The organism is Streptomyces sp. NPDC027962 (assembly GCF_055566095.1).
Window position 1 is genome coordinate 114,835 of the sequence record NZ_JBVHTA010000018.1, and the last position, 14,116, is coordinate 128,950.

A 14,116-nucleotide genomic window follows, 5' to 3' on the forward strand; every position below is an offset into this window, starting at 1 on the left:
TTGAGCATGAGGCCCTCCGCCCGGGTCATGGAATCGGCGTAGGTGCCGTTCGCGTCGTTGCGGAGTTGGCTCTTGATGGCGGCCATGGATGCCGGGGAGCAGCGCGTCGCGAGATCGGCGGCGCGAAGTAGAGGTCGCCCGGTCCGAACGCGCTCTCCGCGAGGGCGATCAACTGCTGGATCCGGGCGGTGTCCGACGCGTCGGCGCCGGCGCTTACGGTGCTTCCGGGGTGGTCGGCGTTGACCCTCTCCGATACCGCCCGTGCGGTGTCGGCGTCGAGGTCGGCGACGACGACCCGGGCACCCTCGCGAGCGAGCCGCGCGACCAGCGCGCCGCCGATGCCGCCGCCGCCACCGGTGACGACGGCGACTCTTTGAGCAATGTTCACAACGAACCCTCTCCGTGGCGAGGCGTGCGGTGCCGGGGGCACGGCCCTCGAGATGCTGCGGCCGTGGTCCCGACCACCTGTATAATTGAATCTGACGTCAAGTTCAATAGTCGTCACCCCGTAGAGAAGGCCCCCTCGTCCCACTGAACTGCGGCCAGAGGCTTCACGGTCGGCATCGCGGCCCTGTCGTCCCTCACCAGAGGTACGAGCGGCTCGCCGAACGGATCGGCAAGGGGCTCGGGCACTACGGAAGGCCAGAAGCGGGTCAAGGTCTTCGCGGAGGCGAGAGATGCCCCACTCGGCCATGAGCGCCGGCTGCGAGCCCGCTGACGGGCATCGTCGCGGACCGGCTGCACGCCTCCGACTCGACCCGGCCCGCCGGCGGTGTCGTCGCCACCGCCGCGTTCGACGGCTTGGCCCTGGGCCTCGACGACGGCTACGGCGAGGTACCGTTCCCCGCCGGTTATCGGTCGGCTTGAGGAGAAGGCGAGAAGGTGCCCGCGACACGAGGTGTGATGAGCCAACGAGCGTGAAGGCTCGGGCAGGCCGCTCTTCGTCGCCGCTGCGGGCGCCAGGATCCAGAGTCTTCGAACCGCCGTAGGCGGCAGGCTTCGCCCCAGTCGGCGCTACTGCCGGATTCAGCGGTGGCCGGGGAACCGCAGGGCGTTCGCCCAGAGCCGGGTGACCGTGGACACGAGCTCTTCGAAGTCCACCGGCGCACCTTCTTCTTGCCTTTCGCCGAGCGCGAAGGCGTTGTAGGCCATGACGCTGACCATGCCCGACAACGCACGGGAGGCCATCATCGGATCGACCTCACGGTCTGCGACACCTCGCGCCTGCAGGTCGACGATGCCGCGGGCGTTGCGGCGGATGAACGCATCCGTGCGCCGGCTTCGGAACTCGCGGAAAACCGGCTCCACTTGTGCGACCTGCTCAAGCAGTCGCATCAGCTTCGCGTTCCGTTTGTATGCCTCGAGATACGCGCGATTGCTCGCCTCGAGAACCGCATACGGATCGTCGGTATCCTGCACCCGGCCCACTCCAGGGTGCAACATGTCCTCCTGCGCCTCCAGGAGGACGGCGGCAAGCACCTCTTCCTTGTTGGCGAAGTAGGTGTAGAAGGACCCCGTCGCGCATCGGGCCTCTTTGGCGATGTCGACCAGGCGGGTGTCGAGGTAGCCGTCCCTCTCGAAGACCTTCCGCGCGGCCTGCACCAAAGCGGCGCGTGTCCGCGCTCCGCGTTTTGTTGTCGGCGGCTCGCGAAGTGGCGAGCTGGGCGCCATGGGCGGTGCCTTCTCGCTGTCCTCGGGCGCGGTGGTGTCCATCCCCGAGAGTGTACTTGAATCCGACGCCAGACTCATAAGTACGTGCGGTGCGCGGGCTCGTGCGGCTGCGCCGTTCACCGTCCTATGCGCTGAAGCCGGCGCTTCGCCTCGGCGTACTCACCGGCGAGGCGCTCGACGACCGCTGCCGCGGGAAGTACCGCACCGACGCAGGTGACGCGGTGCGGGTCCAGGCACGACCGATCCCCGCGACCGGTCGATCGATCGGTCAGGCGATGATCCTGAAGCGTTCCGCGAGTTGGCGGCGGGTGTCGGCGGCACCGGTGTGCAGCACGCCCTCGATTCCGATCCGCGCCGCTCCGTCGAGGTTCTGCTGCAGATCGTCGATCATGACTGCTTCCTCGGGGGCGACGCCGAGGCGTTCACATGCGATCGCGTAAATCCGCCGGGAAGGCTTGCGGATCCCGACCTCGGCGGAGATGACGACCGCGTCGGCCACGGCGGCGAGATCGACGCCGTCGTAGGTTCCGGTCCCGAACGAATTGGATACCAGCCCCACGGGGTACCCGGCGACGCGGAGATCATCCAGCAGGGCGAGCACGTCCTGATCGATCGACATTCCCGCTTGTATCCGGGCCGTGAGCCCCTCCGCCTGTACGTCGGCGCCGTGGACGAGGAGACGCTCGGCGAACCCTCGCTCGAAGGCCTCCGCGTCGATACGGCCAGACTCGTGATCGGCCAGGAGGGTGCGTGACGGCTGATCCCGGCTCAGGAGGTCGAGCGGCAGGCGCGGGTCGCCGCCGAGCGAGGCACCGAAGTCGGTGAAAGCCCGCAACACACTGGAGGTGATGACCCCGCCGAAGTCCACGAGCACGGCGGTTCGGGCCTTTTCCACCACTTTCGACACAGTACTCACTCTCTCTTGCGGCCGACTTCCCACCGGCCTCATGCGACGGCAGCCCATGTCCCTCCGGCGCCCCAGCCGGGAGCCGAACCTCAGGCGACCTCGAACAGCCCGGCTGCGCCCATTCCGCCGCCGACGCACATCGAGATCACCACGTACCTGACGCCACGGCGCTTGCCCTCGATCAGGGCGTGCCCCACCAGGCGGGCACCGGTCATTCCGTACGGATGGCCGACCGAGATCCCGCCTGCCGGAGTCCCGAGATCCCTGAGCCGGACTCGATGCCGGTCGGCCTTTGCGAATGCCACCTGGGGCGCTGCGAGCAGTCAGCGACCGCCTCCCCATTTCCGAGGACGTGCGCCATGACCGCAGGGTGACGGGAGCCAGCCTCCCGTTGTTATAGTTGAATCTGGCGTCAGGTTCAACCATGCCCCGCCGCAGCACTGACTGGAAAGCACCGCGTGCGGTCGCCGTTGCGGGAATGCGCCCGCCTTCGACCTTGACAATCCATTTCCACGACTGGAGGCTGACCGACCAGTCGGTATGAAGGGGTGGATCGTGACCGAACTGAGCATCTCCACTTCTGCGGGCGTGTTCGACGCGACCGTGGCGGGCCCACCCGAGGGCCGCCCGGTGCTGTTGCTGCACGGCTTCCCACAGACGGGGCTGGCGTGGCAACGGCAGATCGCGGCGTTGGCCGAGCACGGCCACCGGGTGGTGGCACCCGACCAGCGTGGGTACTCCCCCGGGGCCCGCCCCGAACGGCCCGAGGACTACCGCATCGGCGCCCTGGTCGGCGATGTGCTCGCCATCACGGAGGAACTGGGCTGGGCGTCCTTCGACCTGGTAGGCCATGACTGGGGAGGCGCGGTGGCGTGGTGGACCGCCGACGCCCACCCCGGCCGCGTACGTACCCTGACGGTTGTCTCGACGCCGCACCCCGGTGCTCTGGCCACCACCCTGCGTACCGACCAGGACCAGCGAGAACGATCGCGCTACATGATCGACTGGCGCGAAGCGCCCGCGACTGAAGAACACATGCTCGCAGACGATGCCGAGGCGCTTCGCGCCTCTTACGCCGGAAAGGTCCCGCAGGACAGTGCCGAGGCCTACGTGCGGCACCTGTCCCAACCGGGCGCTCTCACCGCGGCGCTGAACTGGTACCGCGCCGGCCCGCCCGATGGCGCGATCGGCGTCATCGACGTGCCCACACTGTACGTCTGGAGCACACAGGACAGCGCTTTCGGCCCGGCAGCCGCGCAGGAAACCGGACAGTGGGTCACCGGGCCTTACCGGTTCGAGACCCTCCAGGGCGTCAGCCACTGGGTCCCGGAGGAGGCGCCCGAGACGCTGAACCTCCTCCTGCTCGAACATCTGCGAGCGCACGGCGATCACGGAACCACAGCGAAGTCCCCGACTGCCGACTCCCAGAACAGGTGACCCTCATGAAGACAGCGCGAGAAGCCTGGCGCCGACTCGAGCCCGTACACGCCATGATCTACTTCGCACCCGAGGGAAGGCGACGGTACGCGGACCTCGGACTGAGCGGACGCGCCGGGTACTTCGCCTCCCGGAGCGCCGCCTTCGGCCGAGCATCCGCCGAGCTGGTCATCTCGACCTTCTACAACTTCAATCCCGCTTTCGTCCGCCAGGCCGTCGGCGGAGCCTGGGACGCGGCGACGCCGCAGCAGGTGCTGGACGCGCGGCACACCGCCGCGAGCGAGGCCCTGCGGCGGGCCGGGATCCACGAACTCCCCGCTCTGGACGAGGTGCTGGCACTGACCCGCCGGGCCGCCGAGGCGGCCTGCGGACATCCGCAGGGCCGCCCGCTGTTCGCCGCCCATGCCGCGCTGCCCTGGCCGGAGGAACCGGTGCTGCAACTGTGGCATGCCCAGACCCTGCTCCGGGAGTTCCGTGGCGACGGCCATGTCGCGTGCTTGCTGAGCGAGGGCGTCGGGGGCTTGGAGTCCCTGATTCTGCACGCTGCCACCGGGGACGTACCCGTCGACTTCCTCAAGGCAAGCCGCGCGTGGCCCGAGGAGGAGTGGGCCGACACCGCGGAGCACCTGCGCACACGAGGTCTCCTCGAGGGCGACTCCCTCAGCCCGGAAGGCGTACGCCTGCGCCGGCACATCGAGGACCGTACCGACCGCCTGGCCCTTCCCGCCTACGCCGCCCTGGGTGACGCCGACTGCGATCGCCTCGCCGAACTCGCGAGCCCCTTCGGCCGCGCGGTCGTCGACGCCGGCCTTCTCAAGATCGGCTGACCGAGCCCCTCACACCGCCTCCGTTTCGGGGTGGTCGGCTCGAACTGGGCGGCCATGGCCGACTAAGGCCCTGGCCGCCCACAACGGACGGACCACACCGTGAAGTCGACACACTGTGCCCGCGGTGCCGCCGCTGAGGTCCACGGACTGGTTGCCCTCCGCAGCCTGCCAGACGCCGCCGTCCTTCAGACCGCATCTCCGCCTTCGGCCTGCCGCAGGCCCATGGCCCGCCCCGCGTAGAAGGTCGTCCAGTAGTTCGGTGCGGCGGTGGGGGTTTCGAACTTGCCGTTGGTGAAGGCGGTGGTGGCGGCCTGGGCTGCCACGGTACCGGCGGAGTAGGCGCAGTGAGCAGGGGATGCCGCAGCGGTACCGACACCGGCAGTCAGACCGGCCGCGGAACGAATGCGGTTGGCAGACCCCGAGGCATCCCGGTGGGTGCTACCAGCGATCGAGCCTAGGTGAGGCTCGACGGGACGATCCCGTAACGTCGCATCTTGCGGTACATGGTGGCGCGGGAGATGCCGAGGTCCTGTGCGGTGCGCTGGACGTTGGAGTTGCGGTCCATCAGCCCACGCAGGATGGCATCCCGTTCCAGCGCTTCGATCGTGGTCAGGACCTTGTGGGACGACACCCGGCATTCCGGCGGGAGATCCTGCACTTGGATGATCCCGCCGATCGGGCGCCGTGCGAGGCCGCGGATCACCGACTCCAACTGCCGGACGTTTTCCGGCCAGGGGCAGCGCTCCAGCATCGCCAGCGCATCCGGGGAGCAGCCGCTCTCTCCGCCTGGCTGATATTTGAGCAGGAAGAACCGAACCAGGTGCTCGATGTCGCCATAACGATGGCGGAGGGGGGGCACCTCCACCGAGGCGCCACACAGACGGTCGAGCTCGTCGTCGGTCGTGACCATGGACGGTTGGCTGGTCATGATCAGTTGCCCGGTGGGGGGCGCGTCGGGGTGTGCCAGGAGGCTTGTCAGCTGCCGGCGCAGCTGATCTCCCAGCAGGTGGACATCGCGCAGTACGACCACGGTCGACGGCCTGGACCGCAGCTCGCGGACATCGCGCAGCCAGTGCTCGGTGGCGTGCGGTGACTCCGACAGTGGCGCTTCCACCATCTCGAGTCGGCGCCCGGCATTGTGGGCTCGGTGGACGGCATGTACCAGCGTCCGCTTGCCGGCACCGGCTTCGCCCACGAGATGAAGCCAGGATCCGGCGGCGAACGCCGCCTCGGTCTCGGCAACCGCGCGCAGCCATTGCGGGGAGGAGCCCACCAGCCCCAGGCCTGATCGTCCGGGGCCGGCGGAAAGAGCGGGTCCGGGCTGGGGACGCCCGATGACCCGGACCCGGAAGACGGCGCCCGCGTCGCTGTCCTCACGCCGGCTGCGGCTGACCCGGAGTTCGGCGACTCGTCCGGAGGGGAGGGCGATACTCCGTGTTCCTTCGAACCGGGCATCGGCGGCGATCTCCCGTGCGTGGTCGAGGAGCGCGTAGTGATCCGGCCCTGTCACGGCTGATCTCAACTGCTCGTTCATCATGACGACTTCACGGTTGAGGGCCAGGACAGGTCCCGGGCGCACCGAGGAGCACGCGTCCATGTAGTCCTGGAAAAGGGCCCGCTCCCGTCGCGAGCTGATTGCGGCAATCTCACCTTCGATCTGGCCCGCGACCGAGCGGGCCAGGGCCATGAGCATCCCGGCGGAGCCCTGGCGGACCGTGGTCAGGTTGAAGGCTCCCAGCAGCGTGCGCCGGACAGGATGCAGGATCGGCACGGCCGCGCAGTGGAAGTCCCGCAGTTCCTCGACGTAGTGCTGGCTTCCCGCGATCATGACCGGACGGCCACTGGCGAGCGCGGTCCCGATGCCGTTGGTGCCCACATAGCGCTCGGCGAACACGTGGCCCGGGGCCAGTTGCACTCGGTTGAGCCGCGTCGTCAGACCTTCGTGGGAGAGCTTGCGGGACAGCACCACGCCGTCGCGGTCCGTGATCATCGTGGACACCGGGTCGTCGGCAAGCTGCTCGTGCAGCCTGTTCACGATCGGCAGCGCCGCCCTGGCGAGCGGGCTGTCCAGATTGGGATTCTCGAGGTACGGAGCGTTGATGCAGCTCGACTTCACCTCGTACTCGATCGAGCGCTGCCACGAGGCGACCACGAGCGGGCGGGCGCTCGGATCCTTGGTGACTTCCAGGTACAGCTCTCTGGCTGCTGTCAGTGAACTGCCAGGTCGACGTCGGGGCATTTAACACTTCCGTATCACGCGCGTCATCCCTCGATGGACTGATTGGAACAGCTCGATGACGCCGCGCCTATGGCGTGTATCACATTGAGACATCCGCAGACCGTTTCTGAGACATCGGCCTGCGGTCAGCGGCCTGTGTAATCGGCGCACCATCCACCCGCCGATTCGCAGGGAGCGCCATGAAAGCCGTGCAGGTCATCGAGTACGACGAGCCGCCAGTGCTCGTGGATGTGCCGGACCCGCAGATCACCGGTCCGCTGGATGTGATCGTGAAGGTGGGAGGTGCGGGGGTATGCCGCACCGATCTCCATATTCTCGAAGGACAGTGGGCCGCCAAGAGCGGGGTTGTCCTGCCATACACCATCGGCCATGAGAACGCCGGCTGGGTGCAGGAGGTTGGGCAGGCCGTCACCAACGTGAAGGCCGGCGACCCGGTCATCCTGCACCCGCTTGTCACCTGCGGTCTGTGCCGGGCCTGCCGGGACGGCGACGACGTGCACTGTATGAGCTCGGCCTTCCCGGGGATCGACGCCGACGGGGGCTATGCCGAGTACCTGAAGACGACCGCCCGCTCGGTCGTGACACTCGACCCGTCCCTCGAGCCGGCCTCGGTGGCGGCTCTGGCCGATGCCGGGCTCACGGCGTACCACGCTGTCGCCAAGGCGGCCCGGATCCTGCGACCGGGTGACCGGGCCGTGGTGATCGGCGCCGGGGGCCTCGGGCACATCGGCATTCAAGTGCTCCGGGCTCTCTCTCCGGTCGAGATCATCGTGATCGACCGGAGCGCGGATGCCCTCGCCCTCGCCAAGGAGCTGGGGGCCGAACACACGCTGGTCGCCGACGGCAGTGAGACCGACCGCGTACGCGAACTCACCGGAGGGCACGGGGCGGAGGCGGTTCTGGACTTCGTCGGCGAAGGGGGTGCCGTCGAGACGGGCGTGGCCTGCCTGCGCCGTAACGGCAACTACTACGTGATCGGTTACGGCGGCCGGCTCGACGTTCCGACGATCGACGTCATCTCCACCGAGATCAACTTCATCGGCAACCTCGTGGGGTCCTACAACGACCTGTCCGAGCTGATGGTGCTGGCAGCCCAGGGCAAGGTCGGCCTGCACACCCAGCGGTACCCCCTCGCGTCCTTCAAGGACGCCCTCGACGACTTGTCCGCCGGTGCCGTGCGCGGCAGAGCGATCTTGATTCCCTGACGGTCGAAGGAGTACTCCCATGCGCAACGGTTCGTACAGGGGCGTGGTCGCCGCCGCGATCGTCGTGGCCCTCACCGCCACCGCCTGCACCGGTCAGGACCCTGTCGAGAACAAGCCGGACAAGCCCGCGCTGTTCAAGCCGGGTTCGGAGATCAGCTACAGCAAATACAGCAAGGACTACCCCAAGACGAAGGTCAAGGACGTCCCCGGCCCCTGCAGCTACGAGTCGATCAGCCGCAAGGACTACTCCGGTCAGACGCTGAAGATCATCAGCCATGCCATCCCCGTCATCGGCGAGCCGACCCAGCTGCATGCCGAGCAGTTCGAGGAAATCACCGGGGCGAAGGTGGAGGTGGTCAACGTCCCCTTCGGGGAGCTGCACCAGAAGATCCTCACGCCCCTGCAAGCAGGCCAGCCGGCGTACGACGTCATGTTCTACCCCTCCTTGTGGATCGGCGACTTGGCCCCTCATCTGGCCCCGGTGCCGAAGAAGTATCTGGACACTCCCGGGATGAAGGACGTCACCAAGGCCTACATGGACGTGGCGACCTGGGACGGGAAGGTCGTGCAGTATCCCGTGGACGGGGACAGGCACTACCTCAAGGTCCGGACGGATGTGCTTGAGGACCCGAAGCGGCAGTCGGCTTACAAGGCGGCCACGGGCAAGGACCTCCGGACTCCGAGGACGTGGGCCGAATACCAGGAGATCGCCGCGTTCTTCAGCGGCAGGGATGTCGACGGCGACGGCAAGCCGAACTTCGGCAGTGCCGAGGTGACAAAGCGTGACGACCTGACGTTCTCGGCGTTCATCAGCCGTGCGGCACCGTACGTCAAGCACCCGGACGTCGAGGGCGGCCTCTTCTTCGACCTCGAGACCATGGAGCCGCTGATCAACACGCCCGGTTTCGTACGCGCCCTCGATGACATGGTGAAGGCCAAGTCGACCTGGGCACCCGGCGGCGCGAACTTCGGTCTCGGGGACGAAATCCTCTCGTTCGGCGGTGGCCAGAGCGTGATGTCCTATTCGTGGGACGACGCCTTCATCCAGGCCCAGCAGCCGGACGGGACGATCCGCAACAAGATCCGGGCGGCCCAGTTGCCGGGATCCGACGAGGTCTACAACCGCACCACGAAGGCGTGGGACAAGAAGCCCAACCAGGCTCCCTACTTCACCTGGGGCTGGACCTCGGCAGTGGCCAAGACCGCGCGCAACCAGAACATGGCCTTCGACTATCTGTGCTTCTTCAGCAACGAGGCCAACACCGCTCTGGACCTGACCATCGGCCGTTTCGGTGTCAACCCCTACCGCAAGGCACACTTCGACGCGGACTTCTGGGAGCAGCAGGGCTGGGACAAGGACGTCGCCGAGTCGTACGTCCGCACACTCTCCGGCATGGAGTCGAGTACCAACCGCGTCTTCGACCTGCGCGTACCGGGTGTCAACGGGTACATGTCGGCGCTGGCCAACGGCGTCGCCGCGGCTCTCGCCGGTCAGAAGGCTCCGCAGCGCGCGCTGGACGACGTGGCCGCGGAGTGGGACAGGATCACCGATCAGATCGGCAAGGACAAGGTCCGGAGCGCCTATCGACATGTGGTCGCACTCGAGGACAACTGACCTGATCGCAGGACGCCCCGGGTGGCCGGCCGAGCCGGTCGGCCACCCGGGGGCGCCCACCCACTTCCGCAAGGACAACCATGGAAGCTCTGCGCCGGCACAAGAGCATGTTCCTCCTCCCAGGACTGCTCACGCTCGCACTCGTCATCATCTTTCCGCTTCTGTTCACCATTCGTGTCAGCTTCTCCGGCTGGAACGTCAGCAACCCCCAGTTGGACTTCATCGGCGGGGCCAACTACGCGACGATGCTGCACGACAGCCGGTTCTGGGCCTCGATCATGCGCCTGGTCCTGCTGGCGGGCGGCACGGTCCTGATCCAGTACGTGATCGGTTTCGGGATGGCCCTGCTCGTCTGGCGTGAGGCACGCGGCCGTCGGCTCTGGCGGGTGCTGTTCCTCGTCCCCATGATGACCACTCCCGTGGTGATGGCCGCCATCTGGCAGATGATCTTCCACGAGTCGCTGGGGCCGGTGAACGACGTGCTCGGGATGCTCGGCCTTGCCAAGGTGCCCTGGCTCACCGAGTCCGGTCCGGCGCTGGTCGCGCTGATGACCGTCGAGGTCTGGCAGTGGACCCCGTTCATGTTCCTGCTGCTGCTGGCCGGCCTGTTGAGCCTCCCCAAGGAACCGTTCATGGCCGCAGCCATCGACGGGGCGGATGCTTGGCGCACCTTCCGGAAGGTGACGTTCCCGCTCATGGCGCCGGTGTCGGTCGCGGCAGTCATCATCCGGCTGATCGAGGCCTCCAAGCTCTCCGACAGCGTCTACGTGCTGACCTCCGGGGGGCCGGGCTCCTCCACGGAGACGCCGGGCTACTACCTCTACATCCAGGGGCTCAGGGATCAGCAGACCGGGTACAGCGGGGCGATGTCCCTGACCTACCTGGTCCTGATGATCGTCACGCTCACGGTTGTCGCCGCCTTGCTCGCCAGGGCCTTCAAGCTGAAGGGGGACTCATGAGGTCGCGCCTTTATCCCGTGTTCAAGTACACCGTGATCGCACTCTGGGCCTGCTTCGTCGCAGGACCGTTCTTCTGGGCCATGACGACCAGTTTCAAGGACGTCAACGGCGTCCAGGGCGGCGCCACTTACCTACCGTGGCTGCAGTACGAACCCACCGTCATCGGGTGGCGCAACATCTTCGGCGGAGCCGGGGGTGTCGATGTGATGCAGCCCTTCTTCAACAGTGCCGTCGTCACCCTCGCCGCCTCGGCCATCAGCCTCGTCCTCGGGTCCCTGGCCGCCTACGCGTTGTCCCGATACCGCTTTAAGTTCGGCTTCATCAAGAACAGCGACATCGTCTTCTTCTTCGTGTCACAGCGGATCATGCCGCCCGTCGTCCTGGTGATCCCGTTCTTCTACCTGTTGCAGTGGACGGGCCTGCTGGACACGATCCTGGGCCTGGTGATCGTGACGGTTGCGCTGCTGCTGCCGATCGCGGTCTGGGTGATGGTCGACTTCTTCAACGGCATTCCGCGTGAGATCGACGAAATGGCCATGCTCGACGGCTGCGGCCCGTTCCAGACCTTCGTGCGTGCGATCCTGCCGAACTCCCTGCCCGGGCTGACCGTGGCGGCGATGTTCTGTGCGGTGTTCGGCTGGAACGACTTCTTCTTCGCCTTCCGGCTGACCTTCACCGAGGTGCAGACCCTGCCGCAGGCCGTCGTCGCCCTCAACTCGTCCATCCCGCCCTGGTGGACCCTGTCCGCCGCGGCCCTCTTCGGCGTGGCGCCGCTGATCCTTCTCGCGCTCTGGGTCGAGCGCTATCTGTCCAAGGGAAACCTCTCGGGAGCGGTCCGATGAACCTGAGTGCTACTGATCTGTGCCTGACCGTCGACGGCGTCGACCATCTCAAAGAGGTGACCGCGACCTTTGTGCCGGGACGGCTCCACACGGTGATCGGCCGGACGATGGCGGGAAAGACGACCCTGCTGCGGGTTCTGGCCGGTCTGCAGGCAGTGGGTTCCGGCACGCTGACGAGGGAGGGAGCCGACTTCCTGAAGACGCCGGTGTGGCGACGTGACACCGCCATGGTCTACCAGCAGTTCATCAACTACCCGCATCTCAGCGTGTTCGACAACGTCGCTTTCCCGCTCAGGCGGGCGGGACTGTCGCGCGACGGGATTCAGCGGCGTGTCACCAGCAGCCTGGCACGTGTCGGGCTGGCCGGCTTCGAGCGGCGCAAGCCGTCTCAGCTCTCCGGTGGACAGCAGCAGCGGGTTGCGCTGGCTCGCGCCCTTGCCCGCGGCACGGGCATCCTCCTGCTCGACGAGCCGCTGGCAAATCTGGACTACAAGTTGCGTGAACAGTTGCGCGACGAGTTCAGAACCCTCTTCTCGGACCAGGGCGACGCGGTGGTGATCTACACCACCACCGAACCCGCCGAGGCGATGATGCTCGGTGACGTGGTACTGGTCATGCACGAGGGACGGATCCTCCAGATCGGTCCTCCACAGGAGGTCTTCGAGCGCCCGGCGACGACAACGGTGGCGTCCATCATCAACGACCCGCCCATGAACATCTTCACGGGACGCATCGAGAGCGGGCAGGTCACGGTGGCCGGCTTCCAGGCCACGCACGTGTCCGCACATCTCGCCGACCTGCCGGATGGTGCCTACCGGTTCGGCCTGCGCGCGACGGACGTCAGCCTGGCATCCGCCGGCGTCGAGGGAGAGGTCACCTTCGTCGAGATCTCCGGGTCACAGACGTTTGTCCACGCGGCCGTCGGCGGGACCCCGTTCGTCATACAGATCGAGGGCATCCATGACGTCGCTCTCGGTGACCTGGTGAAACTGCGACTTCGTCCTGAGCGTTTGTTCGCCTTCGACCAGGAAGGGACGCTCGTGCGGACGCCTTCATACGATCTCGCTTCAGTGGAAGGGCGTTGATATGACGCAGCTGGACATCGTCGACGTCGGGCACAGCTACACGCCGGGGGCCGAGGAGGAGCGGTGGGCTCTCAAGCCACTCGGACTGACCTTCGAGGCCGGCAAGACCTACGCATTGGTCGGCCCGTCGGGCTGCGGCAAGACCACACTACTGAACATCCTGTCCGGGCTGGTCAGGCCGTCACAGGGCCAAGTGCTCTTCGACGGCGCGGACGTCACGGCTCTGCCCACGAAGGCGCGCAACATCGCCCAGGTGTTCCAGTTTCCCGTCATCTACCAGTCGATGACGGTCTACGAGAACCTCGCCTTTCCCCTGCAGTGCCGCCGGTGGGACAAGGCAAGGATCGATGCCAAGGTGCATCAGGTCGCCGAGGCGCTGGACCTGGACGACCGGCTGGGCCAGCCCGCCCGGCGGCTCACGGCCGACGACAAACAGCTCATCTCGCTCGGCCGTGGCCTTGTCCGCGATGACGTGGCGGCCGTGCTGATGGACGAGCCACTGACCGTCATCGATCCCCAACTGAAGCACTCGCTGCGGCGCAGGATCCGTGAGATCACCGAGCAGTTCCGGCCCACAGTGATCTACGTGACCCACGACCAGTACGAAGCAATGAGCATTGCGCAGGAAGTGCTGGTAATGAAGGACGGCCGAGCCATGCAGCAGGGCACCCCGGAGCAGCTTTTCGAGGCCCCCTCGTCAACGTACGTCGGCTACTTCATCGGATCACCGGCAATGAACTTCCTGACCGTGGACCGGGCAGACGGGAACGTCACCCTGGGGGGCCGGCCCCTGACCATGGCGTGGGACATTCCTAAGGGCCCCACCGAGGGCCAGGTGGGAATCCGGCCCGAGTACGTCAAAGTCGTCACCCGGCCCGGGCCCAACACGTTTCCCGCCAGGCTTCGGGACGTCCGGGACCACGGGCCGCAGCGCGTGCTCGAGATGGAGGTGGCCGGCCAGCTCATCCGGGCGAAGGTGCCACGGGAGGACGGAATTCCGGCGATCGAAGAGTTCCTGGTGCATCTTCCGCGCGCCAAGGTCCTCCCCTATGCGGAAGGTCGCCTCGTCCTCCACGCATAGAGGTTGTTGACAGGTGGGCTCCCGCGGCCCGGGCCCAGAACACGAAGAGGGTGCGGATCTGTTTGTTGGTCTGGGTGCGGGCCTTGTCCGCGCTCTTGCGGACGACCCGCAGTGCTCGGACGGCTTCCACGATTCCGTTGCGTGTCTCGGGTGTCCCACCAGCCGGCCGGCCACGCGCCGGACGGCACCGCCCGGCAGGGCCGACGATTCCCCAGAAGGACAGCCGAAGCGTCAGCCAGTCGGAGAGC

The 14,116-nt window shown here is 67.0% G+C and carries 14 protein-coding genes; 8 read left to right on the forward strand and 6 right to left on the reverse strand.

What is annotated here, in order from left to right:
• Window positions 1-25: 25 nt before the first annotated feature.
• The 4 genes from ACZ4SA_RS18960 to ACZ4SA_RS18975 all read right to left on the reverse strand — a co-directional run bounded on the left by ACZ4SA_RS18960 (window position 26) and on the right by ACZ4SA_RS18975 (window position 2,883).
• Window positions 26-388 carry an SDR family NAD(P)-dependent oxidoreductase gene (locus tag ACZ4SA_RS18960; RefSeq protein ID WP_468275710.1) on the reverse strand — a complete coding sequence of 121 codons (363 nt, stop codon included), beginning with the start codon at window positions 386-388 and terminating at the stop codon, window positions 26-28.
• Between the two features lie 638 nt (window positions 389-1,026).
• Window positions 1,027-1,713 carry a TetR/AcrR family transcriptional regulator gene (locus tag ACZ4SA_RS18965; RefSeq protein WP_468275712.1) on the reverse strand — a complete coding sequence of 229 codons (687 nt, stop codon included), beginning with the start codon at window positions 1,711-1,713 and terminating at the stop codon, window positions 1,027-1,029.
• A 226-nt stretch (window positions 1,714-1,939) separates the two neighbouring features.
• Entirely contained in the window at window positions 1,940-2,566 is a 627-nt protein-coding gene (locus ACZ4SA_RS18970) for an HAD family hydrolase (RefSeq protein WP_468275714.1), read from the reverse strand.
• Between the two features lie 101 nt (window positions 2,567-2,667).
• Window positions 2,668-2,883 carry a hypothetical protein gene (locus ACZ4SA_RS18975; protein WP_468275716.1) on the reverse strand — a complete coding sequence of 72 codons (216 nt, stop codon included), beginning with the start codon at window positions 2,881-2,883 and terminating at the stop codon, window positions 2,668-2,670.
• Window positions 2,884-3,133: 250 nt separating this feature from the next.
• On the opposite strand from ACZ4SA_RS18975, the gene ACZ4SA_RS18980 reads away from it, so the two are divergent.
• Together ACZ4SA_RS18980 and ACZ4SA_RS18985 are read left to right on the forward strand one after the other, a co-directional pair.
• On the forward strand, window positions 3,134-4,015 hold the full coding sequence (locus ACZ4SA_RS18980) for an alpha/beta fold hydrolase (RefSeq protein WP_468275718.1): 882 nt from the start codon (window positions 3,134-3,136) through the stop codon (window positions 4,013-4,015).
• Window positions 4,016-4,020: 5 nt separating this feature from the next.
• Complete coding sequence (locus tag ACZ4SA_RS18985; RefSeq protein ID WP_468275721.1) at window positions 4,021-4,842, forward strand: SCO6745 family protein; 822 nt, start codon at window positions 4,021-4,023, stop codon at window positions 4,840-4,842.
• Window positions 4,843-5,027: 185 nt separating this feature from the next.
• On the opposite strand, the gene ACZ4SA_RS18990 is transcribed toward ACZ4SA_RS18985, so the two are convergent.
• Both ACZ4SA_RS18990 and ACZ4SA_RS18995 read right to left on the reverse strand, forming a co-directional pair.
• Window positions 5,028-5,165 carry a hypothetical protein gene (locus ACZ4SA_RS18990; RefSeq protein ID WP_468275724.1) on the reverse strand — a complete coding sequence of 46 codons (138 nt, stop codon included), beginning with the start codon at window positions 5,163-5,165 and terminating at the stop codon, window positions 5,028-5,030.
• A gap of 131 nt (window positions 5,166-5,296) precedes the next feature.
• Window positions 5,297-7,081, reverse strand: coding sequence for a sigma-54-dependent Fis family transcriptional regulator (locus ACZ4SA_RS18995; protein ID WP_468275727.1), 1,785 nt, complete (start codon window positions 7,079-7,081; stop codon window positions 5,297-5,299).
• Between the two features lie 179 nt (window positions 7,082-7,260).
• On the opposite strand from ACZ4SA_RS18995, the gene ACZ4SA_RS19000 reads away from it, so the two are divergent.
• The 6 genes from ACZ4SA_RS19000 (at window position 7,261) to ACZ4SA_RS19025 (ending at window position 13,868) form a co-directional block, all read left to right on the forward strand.
• Window positions 7,261-8,286, forward strand: coding sequence for an NAD(P)-dependent alcohol dehydrogenase (locus ACZ4SA_RS19000; protein WP_468275729.1), 1,026 nt, complete (start codon window positions 7,261-7,263; stop codon window positions 8,284-8,286).
• Window positions 8,287-8,305: 19 nt separating this feature from the next.
• Window positions 8,306-9,901 (forward strand): ABC transporter substrate-binding protein, encoded by a 1,596-nt coding sequence (locus ACZ4SA_RS19005; protein ID WP_468275731.1) that lies wholly within the window; start codon window positions 8,306-8,308, stop codon window positions 9,899-9,901.
• A gap of 80 nt (window positions 9,902-9,981) precedes the next feature.
• Complete coding sequence (locus ACZ4SA_RS19010) at window positions 9,982-10,860, forward strand: carbohydrate ABC transporter permease (protein WP_468275734.1); 879 nt, start codon at window positions 9,982-9,984, stop codon at window positions 10,858-10,860.
• The gene (locus ACZ4SA_RS19015; protein ID WP_189888770.1) at window positions 10,857-11,702 is read left to right on the forward strand and encodes a carbohydrate ABC transporter permease; all 846 of its coding nucleotides are present in this window, start codon (window positions 10,857-10,859) and stop codon (window positions 11,700-11,702) included. The genes ACZ4SA_RS19010 and ACZ4SA_RS19015 overlap by 4 nt, the downstream gene beginning before the upstream one ends.
• A complete protein-coding gene (locus ACZ4SA_RS19020; protein WP_468275737.1) occupies window positions 11,699-12,787 on the forward strand; it encodes an ABC transporter ATP-binding protein in 1,089 nt (362 codons plus the stop codon). Before ACZ4SA_RS19015 ends, ACZ4SA_RS19020 begins: the two co-directional genes overlap by 4 nt.
• 1 nt (window position 12,788) lies before the next feature.
• Window positions 12,789-13,868, forward strand: coding sequence for an ABC transporter ATP-binding protein (locus tag ACZ4SA_RS19025; protein WP_468275739.1), 1,080 nt, complete (start codon window positions 12,789-12,791; stop codon window positions 13,866-13,868).
• Window positions 13,869-14,116 lie beyond the last annotated feature (248 nt).